This is a genomic window from Neisseria sp. P0009.S008 (assembly GCF_051958615.1).
GTDB lineage: Bacteria > Pseudomonadota > Gammaproteobacteria > Burkholderiales > Neisseriaceae > Neisseria > Neisseria subflava.
In genome coordinates, this window is record NZ_JBQCVG010000003.1 from 152,641 (window position 1) to 172,005 (window position 19,365).

14 protein-coding genes and 1 pseudogene are annotated in these 19,365 nt (G+C 49.1%); 2 read left to right on the forward strand and 13 right to left on the reverse strand.

Annotated elements, in window-relative coordinates; genetic code table 11:
- Nucleotides 1-176: 176 nt before the first annotated feature.
- The 5 genes and pseudogenes from ACTHSQ_RS03715 to ACTHSQ_RS03735 form a co-directional block, all read right to left on the reverse strand.
- A complete protein-coding gene (locus tag ACTHSQ_RS03715) occupies nt 177-848 on the reverse strand; it encodes a hypothetical protein (protein ID WP_107862794.1) in 672 nt (223 codons plus the stop codon).
- A 450-nt stretch (nt 849-1,298) separates the two neighbouring features.
- A pseudogene (locus tag ACTHSQ_RS03720) lies at nt 1,299-1,481 on the reverse strand (adhesin); the annotation flags it as partial.
- Nucleotides 1,482-1,793: 312 nt separating this feature from the next.
- Entirely contained in the window at nt 1,794-3,503 is a 1,710-nt protein-coding gene (locus ACTHSQ_RS03725) for an ABC transporter ATP-binding protein/permease (protein ID WP_440371799.1), read from the reverse strand.
- A 237-nt stretch (nt 3,504-3,740) separates the two neighbouring features.
- Entirely contained in the window at nt 3,741-5,960 is a 2,220-nt protein-coding gene (locus ACTHSQ_RS03730; RefSeq protein ID WP_440371772.1) for a TonB-dependent siderophore receptor, read from the reverse strand.
- A 194-nt stretch (nt 5,961-6,154) separates the two neighbouring features.
- Entirely contained in the window at nt 6,155-8,362 is a 2,208-nt protein-coding gene (locus ACTHSQ_RS03735; RefSeq protein ID WP_440371773.1) for a TonB-dependent siderophore receptor, read from the reverse strand.
- A 551-nt stretch (nt 8,363-8,913) separates the two neighbouring features.
- Between ACTHSQ_RS03735 and serB the strand changes: the two genes are divergently transcribed.
- The gene (serB, locus tag ACTHSQ_RS03740; RefSeq protein WP_440371774.1) at nt 8,914-9,744 is read left to right on the forward strand and encodes a phosphoserine phosphatase SerB; all 831 of its coding nucleotides are present in this window, start codon (nt 8,914-8,916) and stop codon (nt 9,742-9,744) included.
- Nucleotides 9,745-9,815: 71 nt separating this feature from the next.
- On the opposite strand, the gene lpxH is transcribed toward serB, so the two are convergent.
- The 7 genes from lpxH to rpsT form a co-directional block, all read right to left on the reverse strand.
- The gene (gene lpxH / locus ACTHSQ_RS03745; RefSeq protein ID WP_440371800.1) at nt 9,816-10,526 is read right to left on the reverse strand and encodes a UDP-2,3-diacylglucosamine diphosphatase; all 711 of its coding nucleotides are present in this window, start codon (nt 10,524-10,526) and stop codon (nt 9,816-9,818) included.
- A 153-nt stretch (nt 10,527-10,679) separates the two neighbouring features.
- The gene (locus ACTHSQ_RS03750) at nt 10,680-12,065 is read right to left on the reverse strand and encodes a PIG-L deacetylase family protein (RefSeq protein ID WP_440371775.1); all 1,386 of its coding nucleotides are present in this window, start codon (nt 12,063-12,065) and stop codon (nt 10,680-10,682) included.
- A 239-nt stretch (nt 12,066-12,304) separates the two neighbouring features.
- Complete coding sequence (gene aspS / locus ACTHSQ_RS03755; RefSeq protein WP_440371776.1) at nt 12,305-14,113, reverse strand: aspartate--tRNA ligase; 1,809 nt, start codon at nt 14,111-14,113, stop codon at nt 12,305-12,307.
- Between the two features lie 26 nt (nt 14,114-14,139).
- On the reverse strand, nt 14,140-14,856 hold the full coding sequence (locus tag ACTHSQ_RS03760; RefSeq protein ID WP_440371777.1) for a hypothetical protein: 717 nt from the start codon (nt 14,854-14,856) through the stop codon (nt 14,140-14,142).
- A 32-nt stretch (nt 14,857-14,888) separates the two neighbouring features.
- The gene (locus tag ACTHSQ_RS03765; RefSeq protein ID WP_440371778.1) at nt 14,889-15,563 is read right to left on the reverse strand and encodes a DUF502 domain-containing protein; all 675 of its coding nucleotides are present in this window, start codon (nt 15,561-15,563) and stop codon (nt 14,889-14,891) included.
- A gap of 146 nt (nt 15,564-15,709) precedes the next feature.
- Nucleotides 15,710-16,849, reverse strand: coding sequence for a phospholipase A (locus ACTHSQ_RS03770; RefSeq protein WP_440371779.1), 1,140 nt, complete (start codon nt 16,847-16,849; stop codon nt 15,710-15,712).
- A 168-nt stretch (nt 16,850-17,017) separates the two neighbouring features.
- On the reverse strand, nt 17,018-17,281 hold the full coding sequence (gene rpsT, locus ACTHSQ_RS03775) for a 30S ribosomal protein S20 (RefSeq protein ID WP_002212556.1): 264 nt from the start codon (nt 17,279-17,281) through the stop codon (nt 17,018-17,020).
- Nucleotides 17,282-17,589: 308 nt separating this feature from the next.
- On the opposite strand from rpsT, the gene ACTHSQ_RS03780 reads away from it, so the two are divergent.
- Nucleotides 17,590-18,732, forward strand: a complete 1,143-nt coding sequence (locus tag ACTHSQ_RS03780) for an extracellular solute-binding protein (RefSeq protein ID WP_049351122.1) — start codon at nt 17,590-17,592, stop codon at nt 18,730-18,732.
- Nucleotides 18,733-18,802: 70 nt separating this feature from the next.
- Here ACTHSQ_RS03780 and ACTHSQ_RS03785 read toward each other — a convergent pair whose 3' ends face one another.
- Entirely contained in the window at nt 18,803-19,234 is a 432-nt protein-coding gene (locus ACTHSQ_RS03785; protein ID WP_063076147.1) for an EamA family transporter, read from the reverse strand.
- Nucleotides 19,235-19,365 lie beyond the last annotated feature (131 nt).

Genomic DNA, 19,365 nt, shown 5'->3' on the forward strand with positions numbered 1-19,365 from the left:
TGTGGCTCCTTTGTAGGGTAACAATGCATTTGATTATATAGTAATTAATTGCCGTCGGTCAGCGGTGTTTGTGCCAAGCTTTGCAATAGAGGGTTAAACAGGCCGTCTAAAATATGGGATTAACGATAAAAGACAGCCTGAATATTTTTCAGACTGTCTTTTTGAAGAGATGGAAGTTATTTGTTTCTCAATATCTCAATAAGGGCGGCTTTGGACTGGTAGAAGTCCAAATCAAATAATGAAATGCCTAAATGTTTGCAATATTCTTCGATCATCTCCACAGTCAGCCTGTTTTTTTTGAGTCTTTCGGTATATTTTTCTGTCTGTTCAAACGGCAGCGGCGTGCCATATTCCATAAACTCGACACGACTGGTTTCTTTATGCAGCATAACATTTCTGGTTTCGCAGTCATGACGGGAAACCTGTTTGCTGCCCTCATATAGGGTAAATGAGACCGCACCGAATTCATCTTTGCCAAAATATGGGCGTAAGTACATAGTCAATAATCTGATTTTCCACAGCAAGGCTTCATACGGCACACTTGAAAAGTCTGTGCCGTTCCGATTATTGTCTATTAGCAATGACCAATCAGACTGCGTTTCCAACAATAAATATTTGGATGATCCGGTAATCTCAAGCGGATTCAAGAAATCCAATTTCTGACTGAGGGTATATTCCTCATCCAAATACGATAGTTTCGGTTTTAAATTCTGATAAAAGTCGCTTAAATCCATTAATCTTTTCAAATAGAGATCCAGTGCTTTTTCAAATGGCGCGCCAATAAAATAAAACTGTTTCAGGCTTGGATGGCCGTCTTTTGCAAGAAAAAAATCTTTGTTTACATTCATAATTTAATCCACGGTTCTTAAAATTACAATAGCATCCGGATCATTACTCAATGCTCTTGATGCATGTCCGGCTCCACGGTTCGAACTGGCGCGATCGTATTCGATATAAATTCGTTTATTAGAATCACGCAAGGTGTCTTGGACATCCGGGCGGCAGATCCCTACCCGGCACATTTGGTTGTTTACCTGCTGTTGGTTGATCCTAATATCTTTTGCACCCATTGAGCGCAAGTAAGCCACATCGTCCTGCATAATTTGGTTTTGAGACTTGCTCTTACCAATGGTTCTTCCACTACCATTTAAGGGAGATGGCGGAGTTGGTTTGACATTAATGTCCTGCGGAAGCCGATTGACAGGAATTTGTTCGCCGTTAACAATAATTTTACCATTATCTCTAGCTAAATATCTGATTACTTTTTGTTCTTTGCTGGTTAAGTTGGCTAATGATGATAGAGAAGGTTTCGGCAATGCCTTCTGTTCCCAATCCCGACTATTAAATCTCCGCTTTTTCCCATCAGGCCGCACAACCTTCACCGCATTGTCCGACCACGTTACCACAGAGCCTTTCGGTATCAGCTCTCCGTTGGCCAGGCGTTGTTCCTGTGCCAAGGTAACGGTTGTTCCTTTTACCGCATTGAAGAGAGGATTTCAGACGGCCTGAAAGTTTGGGAAAGCGTGGTTTGCGGTTTTATTTAACTATCGATTTGAGATTGGTGTTTTTTATTTATAGCCAATCTTTTATAAAGATTATAGGCCTCGTGTTCTGAAAACCTTTTATATTCCGTCTTTATCCTATTCATACAAACACAAAATAAAAACGCAAAAAAAAATGCCCCCGGGTTGGAGAACCGGAGGCAAGTATCCAAGGAGTAGCTCTCATCAATAAGAACTAGTTACTTAGTACTATATCCCTTATTAGGATCGAAAGCAAGCGTTTTGCACATTTTAACATTTAAATAATTTTTCATTCAAATTCAGAGAGCTATCAAACAGGGCTTGAATCTTGGATTGGTGGCTGATGCCGATGACCAAAGTATCGGGCAAATGTTGCTTGAGGGTCTGCATCAACATCAGGGCGGATTCATCATCAAGCTGGTTGGTGGCTTCATCTAGGAACAGGATTTGCGGTTTGTGCAGCAGTGCGCGAGCGAGGCTGAGGCGTTGCTGCTCTCCGCCGGAAAGGATGCCGTGCCATTCGTGTGAAGTGTCCAAATCGTTCATCAATGTGCGCAACCGACCCGTGGGGCTGCTTAAGCCTACTTGTTCCAAAATGGTTTGAATCAAATGGTCGTCTTGGCAGGCCGTATAGGGATAGCTGACAGTTTGACGCAATGTGTCCGCAGGCAGGTAAGGGCGTTGCGGGAAAAACAGGCGGCTACCTTCGAGGGAAAAACTGCCGTGGTAATACGGCCATAAACCGGCAAGCACGCGAAGCAGCGTGGATTTGCCGATGCCGCTTCTGCCTTCAAGCAATACCCATTCCGGAGAATGGGCTTGGAGGTGAATATCAGTAAGCAGGGGGCTACCGGTTTGGGTGTGGACGGTGAGGTTTTGCAGGACGACCTTGCCGCTATGATGCGGCAAATCTGCTTGGTGTGACTGAAGGGAGGGGCTTTTTTGTTCTGCTTGTTCCAAGGCCGTCTGAAAACCGGAAAGCCGTTCGACGACTGCCGCCCATTCAATCAGGCGGCGGTATGCGTCAGTAAACCAGCCGAAACTGTCTTGAACGCGGGCAAACGATGTGCGGGTCTGCATCATGTCGCCGAAAGTCATGGTTTTGGCGAGGTACATGGGCAGGGTGGCGAGGATGGGGATGAAGATGCTGATGCGGACATAGGTCGCCCAAAAAGTTTCTTGGCGGAATTCGCAGTTGGTCAGCCGTCGCCAGTTGTCGCGGATGCGGAGGTAGCGTTGTTTCAGACGGCCTGTTTCGGCTTCGCCGCCGTTGTAGAAGGCGATTTGTTCGGCATGGTCGCGTACGCGTAAAAGGGCTGCGCGGTAGTCGGCTTCTCGGTGTTGGCGGTCGATGTTGAGGTTTTTCAGGTTGCGGCCGACAAGATGGGCGATGACGGTGCTGAAGATGGAATAAATCAGTGCAACCCAAACAAGGTAGCCGTAAACGGTAATGCTGTATCCGCCGATGTTGAAAGTCTGTACGCCGGAGAGCGTCCACAATACGGCGACAAACGCGCTGAATTTGGCAATATTATTGATGAAGGAGCGAAAGAGGCTGATACTTTTGTCGGCAAGCAGGTAGATGTCTTCAGCGATACGTTGGTCGGGGTTGTCCGGTTCGCCTGTCAGGCGCAGGCGGTAGTGTTTGTGGCCTTCGAGCCAGTTTTTTTGAAATTGCTCGGTCAGATGGGTGCGCCAGCGGAAGATGAGGCGTTTTTGCAGCCAGTCGCCGCAGACGATGCAGCCGATAACCATCGCCATATAGCCGAGGTATTCGACAATGAGCGAAGGCATGGATGCGCCGTCAAACGCGGCCAGCGCGTCGTAGAAGCGTTTGTCCCACGCGGCAATCCAAACGCTGATGGTAATAGAGAATAGGGTAAACCCTATCAAAACGGCGAGCATCAGCCATTGGAGGCGGCCGTGTGCTCCCGACCAAAAAGGGCGGGCAAGGTAAAAGAATTTTTTGAGGATGTTCATGGATGGTGTGTTGGTACAAATAACGGGAGGTCGTCTGAAAATCTGCATCGGCGGGATAACGGTATCAGACACGCTATCCGACGCTTTTGTTTCCTGATGGGTTTTAGACGACTGTTTGCAGATGTTCAAATGAAAATACCGATGCCGTCATGTCGGTATGAACGGGTATGACGGCAGGGGTAAGAGGTCGTCTGAAAGCCGGATTGTGTTTTCAGACGACCTCGCTTCATACAACGGCTACATCTTCCACTTGAAGTTCAAGGTTACATTGCGCGGCTGTCCGTAGAAATGTCCTTGGTAGGTAGCGCGGTGGGCATAGCTTTCGTAATAGCGTTTGTCGGTCAGGTTGTCGACTTTCAGGCTGAGCTTGGTGTGTTTGGAGGGTTCGTATTGTACGGTTGCATGCCAAACGGCGTAACCGCCCAAATATTGTTTCTCTCCGTTCACTATAATCGGGCTGGATTTGCTTTGGACGTTCACACCTCCGCCCACCGTCCATTTGTGCGCCGCACCGGGCAGGCGGTACATGGTATTGAGGCGGAAGATATGTTGGGGCGTGTGCTGGCTGAAATCGACCCCGCGACCGTTGCGCTCTGCGGTTTTGGCGGCAGCGGTGGAGGTATAACGCCTTTTGTTGAAAGTGTAGCCCGCAAAAATCTGCCAGTCGTCGGTGATGTTGCCGGCAATTTCGGCATCAATACCGCGGCTTTCCATGCGTACAGGCGTGTAGATGGCGCGGTCGCCGCGTACCCAAGGACGGATATTGCCCGTTGCGAGGTCTTTACCCAACCATGTGTCTGTGGGTTGGTTGTGTTTTTCGGTTTGAAACAGGGCGAGGGTGGTGTTCAATTTATTGTTGTTCCACGCGCCTTTCCAGCCGATTTCGTAGCTGTTGCCCATTACAGGCGGCAAGAGCTTGTCATTGATGTCGTAATAATCGCCCGAGTATTTGAAAATGCTGGTGTAACTTGCATATAGGTTTTGTTGCGGGGTGATGTCGTAGGTAATGCCTGCGTAGGGGATGAAACGGCCTTTTTTATAGTGGCTGTCGGGGGTTTTCATCCATGACAGATATTGTGATTGTCGCCAGCGGCTGTAACTTGTACCGAGCAGGATGTGCCATTTATCAGCAATGTTCAGGCGGGTGGCTATGGTCGCCGTGTGGGTGTCGGGAACGGTTTTACGAATTTCGAGATTGCGGGCCGTGTTCCAATCAGGTTTGGCAATTTCATCACCCGTCCAAGAAAAAACAGGGTAGTTGCCATCTTTCAAGGGTGTGCCTCTCCACATATTATCGAATTTTTCTTTGGTGTATTCATAGCCCGCGTAAAACTCATGTTCGCGGCCGAACCAATCAAATTTTCCTTCTAAATCGCTTTGCACAGTCCATTGATTATTGTTGCGGTCGCTTCTGCCGGTATAACCGTCACTCAATGTGCCTGCGGGCGAAATATTTTGCCGCTGCGGGACGTAACCATATTCGGTAACGGATTTGTTGCGGCGGTAATCAACGGAAGTGGTCAGATTCCAACGATCGCCGAAATAGTGCTTCCATTCGGCGAATATATTGGCTTTTTTGTAATCTGCACGATTCCAGTTCGCACCCAAATAGCTGTCGCGCGGCAATCGTAGGTCGCTACCGTCGGGATTGGCAGGCAGCCCGAACAGGGAAGGTACATCTTTTTCACGGTGGTACATCGCACTCAACGTCAGCATATCGTTTTCCCCGACTTGCTTGTCGATAACGCCGTAAATAATCCCTTTATTGCCATCGCTGTTTTTACGCCAGCTTTTGTTTTTTTCAAGTACGGCAACCGCGCGCCCGCGCAAGCCATTGTCGCGGCTGAGGAATCCCGATACATCGGCGGAAGAGCGCAGCGTGCCGAAGCGGTCGGCAGTTGCATCAAATTCAAGCAGCGGCGCAGCGGTCGGGCGTTTTCGGATGGCATTGATGCTGCCGCCCGGCTCGCTTTGCGCTTTACGCAGACCTGTTGCTCCGCGCACGACTTCGATGCGGTCGTAAAGTGCGGTATCGGTCAGTTGTTTGGCATCGTGCGGATTATTGCCGCACATGGTACAGACAGTCGAATTGACACCGTCTTCGCTGATCTGCGCGATGTCGAAGCCTCTGGATTGAAAGCGAGTTTGGAAACCCTGTTTGTAAATATTCAGCCCCGTGGTGGTTTTCAATGCGTCTTCCAGCGTGGTCGCGCCCGAATCGTCCATTTGTTTGCGCGTAATGACGCTGACGGATTGCGGCGTGTCTTTGGGGGAGATCGGCAGGCCGGTGGCGGTGGACATGACCGGCACGGTATAACTGTCGCGCGAAGCAGTACGGCTTTGTCCGGTTACGTTAACGGTGGGCAGGTCAACATGTTCCGTCTGTTCGGTGGTTTGGGCGGAAAGTTGCAGCGGGACGGCGGCAAGCAGGTAGGCATAACGAATCGGATGGTTCATTACAGCTCCTTTAGGTGGGGGTTAAGAGGTTTTTATGGAAAAAGGGATCGTCCGAAAACTCAAACAGCAGTTTTCAGACGACCCCTTACTTTTACAACGATGGCAATTGTTCCCTGTCTGTCAGGAGCAGGTCGGGTAGATTGCCGAATATGATTTAGTTATTGTTTTTTTTTAATTTTGCTACCACAGACGGACTACATCTTCCATTTCAGGCTGAACACGGCATTGCGCGGTTCGCCGTAGAAGTTGCCGCTGTTGGCGGCACGGCTGTATTGGTTTTCGTAGTAGCGTTTGTCGGTCAGGTTGTTGACTGCCAGCCCCAGTTGCAGGTTTTTGCTCGGGCGGTATTGGACGTTGGTGTTCCAAATGGTGTAGCCGCCTTGCTTGATGGAACCGTAGGAATTGGCGGTTTTGCTGCTGCTCTTTACCCCCAACCCGACCGTCCATTTGCCGTCATCAATCGGCAGGATATAGCTGGTGTAGAGGCGGAACATATGTTTCGGCGTATGGCTGCTGAAGTTGTAGCCTTTTCGGCGCGATTCAACATTGCCGGTAACGCTGCTGCGGTTGGTGCTGCGGTTGAAGGTGTAGCCTGCGTAAACTTGCCAACGGTCAGTCAGGCTGCCGGAGATTTCGGCGTCCAAGCCGCGGCTGCTTTGGTTAAGCGGTTCCCAGTAGGCGTGCGGTTTGGCATTGACGCGTTGGTTGTTGTTGTCTTTGTCGGTGCGGTAAAGGGCGACTGAGGTATTCAGACGGCCTTCGTTCCATTCGCCTTTCCAGCCGAGTTCGTAGTTGCGTCCCATAATCGGCGGCAGCAGCTTGTCGTTGGAGTCGCGGTTCATCGTTTGTTTGAAGATGGACGTGTAGGCGGCGTAAACGCTTTGTTTAGGCGTGATGTCGTAAGTGATGCCGGCATAAGGAACGAAGCGGTTGCGTTTGAGCGAGTCTGATGAACCTGCTACCCCGTCTTTGAGGTCGCGATCCCAATAGAAGTCGCGTTTCCAGCTGGTATAGCGTCCGCCTGCGATGATGTGTAGTTTGTCGGTAGGATTGATGCGCGCGCCCAAACCAAAGGCATGGGTAGTATAACGGCCGTTGCCACCACGGGCTTTGGCTGTGGCGGAATCCCAATCGGGTTTGGCTTTCTCGCTGCCGTTAAAGGCATCTGCGTCATAGGTGCTACTGTCGTTGAGCCAGCGGTTGCTTGAGTTCACGTTCTCTTTGGAATAGCTGTGCATGAAGAAGAGGTCGTGATTTTGGCCGAACGCGAAGATGCGGCCGGTCAGGTTGTTTTGGAAAGTGAACTGGCGGTTGCCTGCATCGTAACGGTCGAAGCTGTATGTGGTTCCCAGGCCGTCTGTACCGATGCCGTTACCTGTGCCGCCCAGCGTGTAATATTCTTTTGAACTGGTGTTCTTACGCCAGTCCAACTTGCTGCTCAGTTTCCAGTTGTCGTTGAAATAATGTTCAAACTCGGCAAAGAGATTGTATTTTTTCAGGCGGGCTTCGTTCCAATCCGCACCCAGATAGCGGCTGCGTTTCCACTCTTTGCCGTCTGCACGCATAGGCAGGCCGTCCGGATCGGGTGTTTCGGTTTGGTTGAGATAGCTTGCACCCCAAGTAAGTTTGCTGTTGTCGCCGATGTCTTTGTCCATCACGCCATACAGAAGGACGTCGCGGCCGCCGGATTGGTCTTTGAAGGTTTTGTTGCTGCCTACCGAGCCGACAAAGCGTCCACGCAGGCCGTGTTCTTGGCTTAAGGTGCCGGATGCATCAAAGACGCTGTTTACTTTGCCCCATGAGTTTGCCATAAAATCGGCGGAAAGCTGGCGTTTTGCAGTCGGCTTTTTACGGACGGCGTTTACCGTACCGCCGGGTTCATTGTTTGCCTGTGTCAAACCTGCCGCACCGCGCACCACTTCAATGTGGTCGTACATTGCCATATCGGTTGCACTGGTCGGGTCGCCGGCCGGGCCGCCCAAGCCGAATCCGCCGGGCGAGCCGAGTTGCGTGGCAATACCGTCTTCTTCAAACTGTTCGATAAAATAGCCGCGCGACATGAAATGCGTGCGTCCGCCGCTTTTGAAAACATTGATGCCCGTAGCGTTTTGCAACGCACCTTCTAAGTCGGTGATGCCTTGGTCTTCAATTTGTTTTTTAGTAATGACGCTGACGGATTGGGGAATTTCCCGAGGAGAAAGCACTAATCCCGTAGTCGAACGCATCGCGGATACGGTGTAGCTGTTTTGACTTTCAGTGCGCAAGCTTTTGTTTTTGCCGACAACGGTAACTTGTTCCACTTCAGCCTGTTGTACTTCTTCGGCAGCTTGTACGGCTTGGGGCAGTGCGGCAAGGCAGAGGGAAAGTGTGCTCAGTTTGAATAGTTTTTCAGAATGGTGCATTGGGAGGGGTCCTTGATAAAGAAAGGTCTGTTTGTTTTTAAATATTGGCGGCAATATCCGTTTAAATTGAGCCGTTGTTTTTTATAAGCCGTTTTATTTTAAAAATAAATATAAGTCCCCGAATCATTTTATTTGATTCAATTTCGATTTTGCCAAACCATCGGGTCAAAAAAAGGTTGCCGCCGGAAAGGGAGCCGTTGGCAACGAATGGAGGTGGTAATGCAATGAAAGCTAGATACAAAGGGTAGTATCAAACTAGCCATAAATAACTATATCGAAACTGTAAGAAAAATCAACAGAAAGTTATCTGTTGCTTGCAAAGTTTTTCAAACAGCTTGTCCTAAATCAAATTTTTGAGTAATTGCTTGGTTTGTTGATGTAAATATTGGTATTGGCAGCTCGAGCTGAATTTGTTTCCAGGCCGTCTGAAAATTGCCGGGGTTGTTCGGCTATAATGCTGTTTTGGTTTTTTAAGGCATTCGCAAAAATACGGTTTCGGGGTTTTAGGCTGAATGTGGTTTGTAAGGGTTTTGGGATATGAGGAGAATGAGATGAAGAAAGTTTTGGTGTTGCAACATGGGGATTTGGGCGCTTGCGACTGGTCGGCGTTTGGCGGTTTGGTGTCTGCACCATCAGGGAAGTCGGTGTTGCGTGTGCCGGTTTCGGATGATTTTGAATTGACGGACGGGATGCGTGCGGCGTTGATTGCGCAGCAGATAGATGGCGCGGTGTTGCCGGATGTGGCTTTTTCTGATTTGGGGCTGATTGTCAGCGATATGGATTCGACGCTGATTACGATTGAGTGCGTGGATGAGATTGCGGCCGGTGTCGGGCTGAAGGATGAGGTGGCCAAGATTACGGAGCAGTCGATGCGCGGCGAGTTGGACTTTGAGCAGTCTTTGCGTAAGCGTGTGGCTTTGCTGGCCGGTTTGGACGAGCGCGTGTTGGAAGAGGTGTACGAGAATGTGTTGCAGCTGTCGCCGGGCGCGGAACTTTTGTTGGCAGAGTGTAAACGGAATGATGTGAAGTTTATGCTGCTGTCAGGCGGGTTTATGTTCTTTACGGAACGCCTGCAACGGCGTTTGGGCTTGGATTTCCATTTTGCGAATGTGTTGGAAGTGGAAAACGGCAAGCTGACAGGCCGTCTGAAAGGGCGGATTATCGATGCGCAGGCTAAGACGGATTTGTTGCGTGAATACCGTGAGCGTCTGGGTTTGGCTTCGTGGCAGGTGGTGGCGATGGGTGATGGTGCGAACGATATTCCGATGATATTGGAAGCTGGATTCGGCATTGCTTATCGGGCGAAACCGAAAACCGAAGCGAATGCGGATGCGTGTGTGCGCTTTGGTGGTTTGGAGCGGATACGCGGTTGGTTTGCGTAAACCGTTTGAGGGTGTTTGTCAGTCAGGCCGTCTGAACAATCGGGAAACCGGTTTTCAGACGGCCTGATGTTTTATAAGGCGATAAAACGGTAGCCTTCGGCATTGACTTCGAGAATGGAGGCGTAATTGTCGCGCCAGTCGCCGAGTACGATGCGGGTGTAATCGTCGTTGCGGTGGATGTTTTCGCGGTGGGTATGGCCGTGAATGAGCAGGGGTGTGTGGAAGCGTTGGACGGTTTCGTGGGTAAAGGTTGGATTAACGTCCATGATGTCGGCGGTTTTGTACTGTTTGTCCTGTTTGCTTTGCTTGCGGATTTTGGCGGCAATGTTCAGCCGGAGTGTGAGCGGCAAAAGCAGGAACAGGCTTTGCAGCCATTTTTGATGGACGGTACGGCGGAATTTTTGATAGGAATGGTCGTCGGTGCAGAGGGTGTCGCCGTGACAGAGCAGGGTGGGCGTGCCGAACAGGTCGATTACGGCGTACTCGGGCAGTAAGGTCATGCCGGTATCGCGGGCGAAGGTTTTACCGATGAGGAAGTCGCGGTTGCCATGGATAAAATAGCAGGCAATGCCGCGCTCGGTCAGGCTGCGGATGGTTTGTTTGATGGTTTGAACCAAAGGGCTGTTTTCGTCATCGCCGATCCAAAAATCGAAAAGGTCGCCAAGAATGTATACGGCTTGGGCGTGAACGGCTTTTTCTTGGATAAATTTTTGGAAGAGTGCGGTCAGTTGAGGGTGGGATTCGCTCAGGTGCAAATCGGCGATGAAGTAAATCGGCATGATGATGTGGGGTGTATGGGAAGGGTTTTATTATAACTTGGGTTGTCGCGTTTGGATTTGGGCTTGGTGTTTTTCGTTTGTAATGCGGTGATTTTATTGTTTTGATTTGGTGTGATAAAGGCCGTCTGAAACATCTTTTCAGACGGCCTTTCCGGTTTATTGGGCTTTGCCCTGATAGGTGATTTGTTTCAGCGTCTCTTCTTGGTACAAGTCGCTGATGGGGACGGTATAGAAGAATTCGTTGCTGCGGACAAAGCGGTTGACCAAGTCTTTGTCGAGATGAAGGACGTGGTGCCGCAGTTTGTTTAGGCCTTTGAATATCATGGTGCTCCAACGCATATAGCCGTCTGAATTGGGGCGGATGTCGTTCATGGCATCAAGGGCGAGAAGTTTGCGGTTTTGCTCCTCTTTATCTAAAGGATGAGAATAGATGCTTTGGAAGTAAAACGGTTGCTCGGAGGGTGGCGGCAGGCTGAGGGAAGAACCTACTTTGCCGATAGGGAAGTCGTCGCTCAGATAATGTATGGTGTGCAAAAACAGATTGCCGCGGCGGTAATCGATTTTGCGCAGGGCTTCGACGGCGGCCAGTGTAGTATGTTGATGGTCGGGATGCGCATCGATATTGGGGGACGGCGTCACGATAATATCCGGCTGGAATGTTTCTATCAGATAGCCAAGATTGTCCACCAAGCTGTTCCAAGTCGAGCCGGGCTTGAGATGTTTCGCCAATGGGGAGGTATTGGCACTGCGGAAAATATCGACATCGGTCGTATCGATTTTGGTCGATTTAATCTCTTTTTCCGGATTTTGGCGCATGGCGGTCAATGTGCTGTCGAAGTAGCCCAGTTGCAAGATGTTTTCAGACGGCACACCGGCCAAAAGGGGAACGGTCAGGCTGTTCCAAACGCGCATCCTGCCTTTTTGCAGATATTGTGCCTGGGTGTCGCAGTCGCATTTGCCGTAAAGATTGCCATAGTGGAAGCTGCCGCCTTCGCTGGCAGTTAAGGTGCAGATCATTGAATTGGCGGCGTGTTTTTCATACAAACCGTATGCGCTTAATTCGGCATCGTCAGCATGAGGCGCGAGGACAAGGATTTTTTTGCCGTCGAGGTTTTTACGCGGATAAACAGAGAGTTCGATTTCTTGATCGGGCAAGGTTAGGTATTTGCCTTCCAGGCGGATGGTTTTGTCGCTGTCGGAGAAAGTATCGCTCAGATTGATATAGCGCACGCCTTTTGCGCCGTATTCGAAATATTGCTTCCACTTGCCTTTAGATGAAATGGTTTCAACAAAAGGCAATGCCAGCAATCCTACCCAAGTGGATTTGATACGGAGTTTGGCAATAACGGTATCTTGCCCGCTGATAGCAGCGGGTAAAGTCAGGCTGCCACCCTTGAGGGTAGCATGCGCGGTAGAGGGGAGGGAGGGATAGTTATAGTCTTGGTGTGTGTTGTAGGCAAACTGTTTTTTATGAATAATTGAAGTAATAATAAACAATGTAACAAAAAAAGTCAGTATCAGCCCCGTTAGTATTAGAAACATTGTCAGGTTCCTTTATTGTATAACAGCTATGATATTGCTTGCGAAGACTATTTGTTTGTTTTTATTACAAACGGTTAATTTTCACACTCTAACGTCATTAAAGTAAACGTTTAAAATAAAACAGTTTGCGGTTGATTATATATATAAACGACCAAAATGTAGAAAGGCCGTCTGAAAAATTTGAAAGAAATTTCAAATTTTTCAGACGGCCTTGATATTTTAAAGGTTAAGCCGGTAAATTATGCTTCTTTTGTTTCAACTGCTTTCTGACGCAGGCGCAGGCTCAATTCGCGCAGCTGTTTGTCGTCCACGGCATTCGGCGCGTTGGTCAGCAGACATTGGGCGCGTTGAGTTTTCGGGAAGGCAATCACGTCGCGGATGGACTCGGCACCGGTCATCAGCGTCACCAGACGGTCAAGGCCGAATGCCAAACCGCCGTGCGGAGGCGCGCCGAATTTCAGGTTGTCCAAGAGGAAGCCGAATTTTTCCTGTTGCTCTTCGGGGCTGATTTTCAGTGCGGCGAACACTTTTTCCTGTACGTCGGCACGGTGGATACGGATGGAACCGCCGCCGATTTCCCAGCCGTTCAACACCATATCGTAGGCGCGTGCCAGGCAGTTTGCCGGGTCGGAAACCATCAGATCTTCGTGACCTTCTTTAGGCGCGGTAAACGGATGGTGTACGGCAACGTAGCGGTCGGCTTCTTCGTCGTATTCGAACATCGGGAAATCGACGACCCACAAAGGTTTCCATTCGTCCACGAAGTAGCCGTTTTCCGCGCCGTGTTCCAAACCGACTTTGATACGCAGCGCGCCGATGGCTTCGTTCACGACTTTGGCTTTGTCTGCGCCGAAGAAGATGATGTCGCCGTTTTGTGCGCCGGTACGTTCAATGATTTCTTTCAGGGCGTTTTCAGACAGGAATTTCACGATTGGAGATTGCAGACCGCTGTCTTCGCCGTTGGAAAGGTTGCTGACATCGTTCACTTTGATGTATGCCAAACCTTTCGCGCCGTAGATGCCGACAAATTTGGTATATTCGTCGATTTCTTTGCGGCTGAATTTCGCGCCGTTCGGTACGCGCAGGGCAACCACGCGGCCGCCTTTCATGTCGGCTGCGCCACGGAAGACTTTGAATTCTTCCGTTTTCATCAGGTCGGTCAGCTCGGTGAATTTCAGGTTGATGCGCATATCGGGTTTGTCGGAGCCGTAGTAGAACATGGCTTCGGCGTAAGGCATACGCGGGAAATCGCCCAAGTCCACGCCCAGCGCGTCTTGGAAGACTTGTTTTGCCATGCCTTCGGTGATGTCCATGATTTCATCCTCGTTCAAGAACGAGGTTTCCAAGTCGATTTGGGTAAATTCAGGCTGGCGGTCGGCACGCAAGTCTTCGTCGCGGAAGCACTTGGTGATTTGGTAGTAACGGTCGAAACCTGCCACCATCAACAGTTGTTTGAATAATTGCGGAGATTGCGGCAGCGCGAAAAACTCGCCCGGATGAACGCGGCTCGGCACGAGGTAGTCGCGCGCGCCTTCGGGCGTGGAGCGGGTCAGCATCGGGGTTTCAATGTCGATGAAACCTTGCGCGTCCAGATAACGGCGAACGCCCATAGCGACTTGATAACGCAGGCGCAGGTTGCGCTGCATCACCGGACGGCGCAGGTCGATAACGCGGTTGGTCAGGCGCACGTTTTCGCTGATGTTTTCGTCGTCGATTTGGAACGGCGGCGTAGCGGCGGCGTTCAACACTTCGATTTCTTTGGCAAGGATTTCGATTTTGCCGGAAATCATTTTGTCGTTGGTCGTGCCTTCGGGACGGTTGCGCACGCGGCCGGTAATGCTCAAAACGTATTCGTTGCGGGCGGAATCGGCAGTAGCAAACGCTTCGGGCGTGTCGGGGTCAATCACGACTTGGACGATGCCTTCGCGGTCGCGCAGATCGATAAAAATCACACCGCCGTGGTCGCGCCGGCGGTGTACCCAGCCTTTGACGGTTACGGTTTGGTCTAAGTATTGTTCGCTGATAAGGCCGCAATAGTTGGTGCGCATAATAAATTTCTTTCTTAACTATATGATTAATATAAACTATCTTGGAATTTTGCTTCATGCTCTAAACGAATTTTCTCGTCTAGTAGCATAACACTAGTAAATATGTCGCGATTGTAAATATTAATAACTCCTTCTGCTGGATATTTACAATCCATTGTTGCAGCGTCATTAATACTTAATTCTCTACGACTATATGGTTCTAGCATCCTTGTTTCAGTATATGTGGCTTCAATATTATTGGGACTTTGAATTTTCCATATTTTCTTTTTTAAGATGATTGGCTTGTCGCAGGCGTGATCTCCTCCTACGTCTTCAAAAATTTCAATTTCACTGTCATCTTTGCTAAAACTATATTGTTGTTTTAGCTTATTTAATAATTGTTGAAAATTTTGGTATTCATTTTCTTTAAATTTGAATCCTCTTATTTCCTCATTTAATTCCCAGGGAGAGGATAATATTTCGACTCTATATAATTTCCCTTTTTCAAAATAGGCATTTACCCAGTCAAAGTTTGCATAATTTGATTTTATATTTTGGAAGATAATTGGATCGGCAGGTGGATAGAAGGAACTCATATCATCATCTTGCTGAATTTCTCTTCCTCCTAGTTTTTTAATATGATTAATAATAGATAATTTACTATTTCCTAGTTCAAAAAAATCTACACCCGTAATTAAATTTGAGTCAGATGCAAATGTAGAGCTTGATAGACAGATTAAGAAAGAAATTATCCACTTTTTCATTATTTATCTTCTAACTGGTTGATTATATATTTTCATTTTTCGTCATGGTGATGAAGCTGTTTTATAGATGTTTCGTCCGGCATTACCATGCCCAGCGAAATTACATATTTCAATGCCTGATCCACACTCATGTCCAGCTCGCGAACGTCGCTTTTTTTAACCATGATGTAATAGCCGCCGGTCGGGTTGGGTGTGGTTGGGACGTAAACGGAAATATAGTCGTCATCTTGCGGCAGGCTGCCTTTGAGTTTGTCGGGGATATGACCGGAAACAAAGGCTATCGTCCAAATGCCCGGTTGTGGAAAGGGAACCAGTACGGGGGTTTTGAACGAGCGGCTGCTGTCGGAGAGCAGGGATTCAGAAACTTTTTTAACGCTGGAGTAGATGGATTTGACGACGGGAATGCGTCCCAAAAGGCTGTCCCACGCGCCGAGAATCCGTCTGCCTAAAACGTTGGCGGCAAATACGCCGGTAACGAACAAGACGACGGTGGCGGCAACAATGCCCAAACCGGGTATGTTAAATCCCCAGAAATGCTGGGGCTGCCAGCTTTCCGGCAATAGGCTGATCAGTCTGTCGGCGGCGGATATGATGTAGGTCATCGCCCAGATGGTTACGGCAATCGGCAACCAAACCAGTACGCCTGTAATCAGGTATTTCTTTAAAGCCTTGGCGATTTTTCCGCTTTCGGCTGCGGCTTCTGTCATCTTTGTTTCATTCCGGCAAGTTTTGCCCAAACTTTGCATTATACGCGTTTGGACGCTAGGAAACGAGTATTTTAAACGAATGGCTTGTTTTGTTGTTTCAGACGGCCGCCTTGATTGCACAGGCCGTCTGAAACAATATGGAGGAATTAGATACCGTCCCAGTCGTTGAACATCAGGCCGAAGCCGATGCCGTTTTGTTTGTGGTTGTAGTCAATCAGGCTTTCGCCGTAACCGTGGAAACCGCGGACAACGCCTTTGAGTTTGCCTTTGAGTGGGAAGGTGTAAGCAGCTTCAATGGCACCGCGTCCGCTTTTCGGGTTGTAACGCAGGACGGAATAAACATTTTGTTTGTCATTGAAGCGGTATTGGACTTTCAAATCGCCGTAGCCCATGTATTTGTTGATGTCCGGATTGTCGTCGTCATCTCCTTTTTGATCGAAGGCGCGCATCCAAACTCTAGGCATAACGGTCAGCTTGCCCCATTCCATGCCGGCCATGGCATAAACGCGGTTCCATGATCGCGATTCCGGGTGGCTTTGACCGTTGGATTGGTGAACAAAACCTGCGCCAACCATGCGCAGTTTGCCGCCGAAAGGCAGGTCTGCTTTAACAGGTTGGGTAATGAAGATTTCAGGCTCGTAGTCGGTGTTGCGGAACGGAGCGGATTTGCGGCCTTGGTTGAAGATTTGCCAGTCGGATTTTTGGGTGTAGCCAAACCATACGTCGGCACGGGTTTTGAATAAATCTTCGGCAATCTTGCTTTTGAAGGAAACCTGCATTTTGGTTTCGAGGCGTTTCTGCTCGCTGAATTTTTCCTGCGTGGTTACGCCGCGACTGGGGGATTCCGGGTAGTAGTTGGGGCTGCTGTTGTACCAAACGGGCATGAGGTACATAGGATTATGCTCGCGTACGCTCAACAGGCCGCGTGTATCGTTTTTATCCAAATCGTACATCAGGCTTAAAGGCGTGTAGCTGTCGGCAGTTTCGCTTAATACGTCGTCTGAAATATTCGGATGGGTAGGGTTGTCGAATACGATGGCAGCTTCTTTTTTCTCAATGCTCTTACGGATGCTTTGTTCGAGGTCAACCGGTGTTTTGGCGGTTTCGGTTTGCGCTTGTGGCAGTGGGGATTGAGGGGGGAGTTGCGCCGAGTAGATGTTGTCGTAACACGCCAAACGGGTGGCATTGTCTTGGATGGTGGTGCAGTGTAGGGCGGTATTGGCGGCGGCCAGTGGGGCGGCGGCAATGAATCCGATACTTAGGGAATGTTTCAACATCTTGTTCATGAGAGTTTCCGTTGTTTTTCAGACGGCCTGATGAAAGGGTAAATGGTTTTATTTAGTCGGTTTGGAGTGTGAATACGGCAATGCCCCTGAAAGGCAAGACCTCAGGGGCATCGTATCAGCTCGATTATCCTGCTTTGGTTGTCAGGATTTCCGACATCTGCGTCAGTATTAAGCCAAAGCTTTTACTTTAGCAGACAGACGGCTTTTATGACGGGCTGCTTTGTTTTTGTGGAATACGCCTTTGTCAGCGATACGGTCGATGACTTTAACGGATTCTTGGTAAACTGCTTGAGCAGCAGCTTTGTCGCCGGCTTCAACTGCTTTCAACACTTTTTTCACAGCGGTACGGAATGCAGTACGCAGGCTGGCGTTGTGGGCGCGTTGTTTAACCGACTGGCGGGCACGTTTGCGGGCTTGTGCGCTGTTTGCCATATTGAATATCTCCTGAAAAATAAATTCTGTAAACGCGCAATTTTAAAGACAGATTTCCTTGTGTGCAAGCTTTTTCTCTATAAACGCGCGCAAATCAGCCGTATTTTGCCCAAAAACGACAGCCGGTGCAACGCTTTTGGGAAAAAGATGATGTTGCTTTGCCTTATTTCAATAAAAATCAGATGGATATTGCTTTTCGTTTGCTTACGTTTCCATTACAATAGCCTAACTCTGCGCCGGGGTGTTTATGGGGTGCAGGGTTTCTTATTTATTGACATTAACCACTCTTTCATCAGGAATCTACCCGTATGAAAAAATCTGTATTAGCCGTATTGGCCGCATTGTCTTTGGCCGCGTGCGGCGGTGGCGAGAAAAAAGCCGAGCAACCTCAAGCAGGCAGCGCGCCTGCTGCCAATGCCGAGGCAGCCGCTACCGATACTTTGAATATTTACAACTGGTCAAACTACGTTGACGAAAGTACAGTCGAAGACTTCAAAAAAGCCAACAATTTGAAGCTGACTTACGATTTGTATGAAAACAACGAAACGCTGGAAGCCAAAATGCTGACCGGCAAATCCGGCTATGACTTGGTTGTGCCCGGTATTGCCTTCCTGCCGCGCCAAATTGAGGCAGGCGCATACCAAAAAATCAATAAGGATCTGATTCCGAACTATAAAAACATCGACCCTGAATTGCTGAAGATGTTGGAAACCGCCGACCCGGGCAATCAATACGCCGTGCCTTACTTCTCCGGCGTGAACACTTTGGCGATTACGGCGAAGGGTAAAGAGCTTTTGGGCGGCAAGCTGCCTGAAAACGGCTGGGATTTGCTGTTCAAACCTGAATACACCAACAAGCTAAAATCTTGCGGCATCGCTTTGTGGGATACCCCTAGCGAAATGTTCCCAATCTTGTTGAACTACTTGGGTAAAGATCCTAAAGGCTCGAATCCTGAAGATTTGAAAGCGGCGGCGGAAGTTTTGAAAACCATCCGTCCTGACGTGAAACGTTTCAGCCCTTCCATCATTGACGAATTGGCGCGCGGCGACATTTGCTTGGCGGCAGGTAATGGCGGCGACTTGAACTTGGCCAAAGCGCGTTCTGAAGAAGTGAAGAATAATGTCGGCGTCGAAGTGTTGACTCCGAAAGGCATGGGCTTCTGGATCGAATCTTGGCTGATTCCGGCCGATGCGAAAAACGTCGTCAATGCCCACAAGTACATCAACTACACGCTGGATCCCGAAGTGGCTGCGAAAAACGGTATCGCCGTAACCTTCGCACCGGCCAGCAAACCTGCACGCGAAAAAATGCCTGCCGAGCTGGTGAACACACGTTCTATTTTCCCGAACGAGCAAGACATGAAAGACGGTTTCGTCATGCCTCAAATGAGCGCAGATGCGAAAAAACTGTCTGTCAACTTGTGGCAAAAAATCAAAGTCGGTTCAAATTAATATTGAGCTGATTGTTTGAAGCGAAGGCCGTCTGAAATTTTTCAGACGGCCTTTTTTGATGTCCCAATTTTTATCGTTTCAAAGCCAAAGTCAATACGCCAGCGGTTACCAAGCCTAAGCCTACCCACTCCTGCGTGCTTGGCCGTTCATCTAAGAAAACGACAGCCATCAGAGCAACCAAGACCAGGCTGAATTTGTCGACGGGTGCGACTTGCGAGGCGTTGCCCAGTTGCAGGGCTTTGAAGTAGGCGAGCCAAGAAGCGCCGGTGGCGAGGCCGGATAGGATGAGGAATGTCCAGTTACGACCGGTAAAGCCGTTCACGCCCTGCCATTTGCCGGTGTAGGTTAAAAACAGTACCAAAGCGGCGAGGATGACCAAGGTGCGGATAAAGGTGGCGAAATCCGAATCTATGCCCTGTAAACCCATTTTGGCGAAAATGGCAGTCAATGAGGCGAAGCCTGCCGATGCCAATGCCCAAAACAGCCATGCGTTGCTGCTCATGTTTTATTCCTTTGTTTCAAATTGTTGACAATATGAATCCGCTTGTTGATGAAATATCGAAATTTTCACTGCGGTTTGTCTTTGGAAAACGTTATAATAGAACTAATATTCTTTTTCTTCCAGCCGTCTTT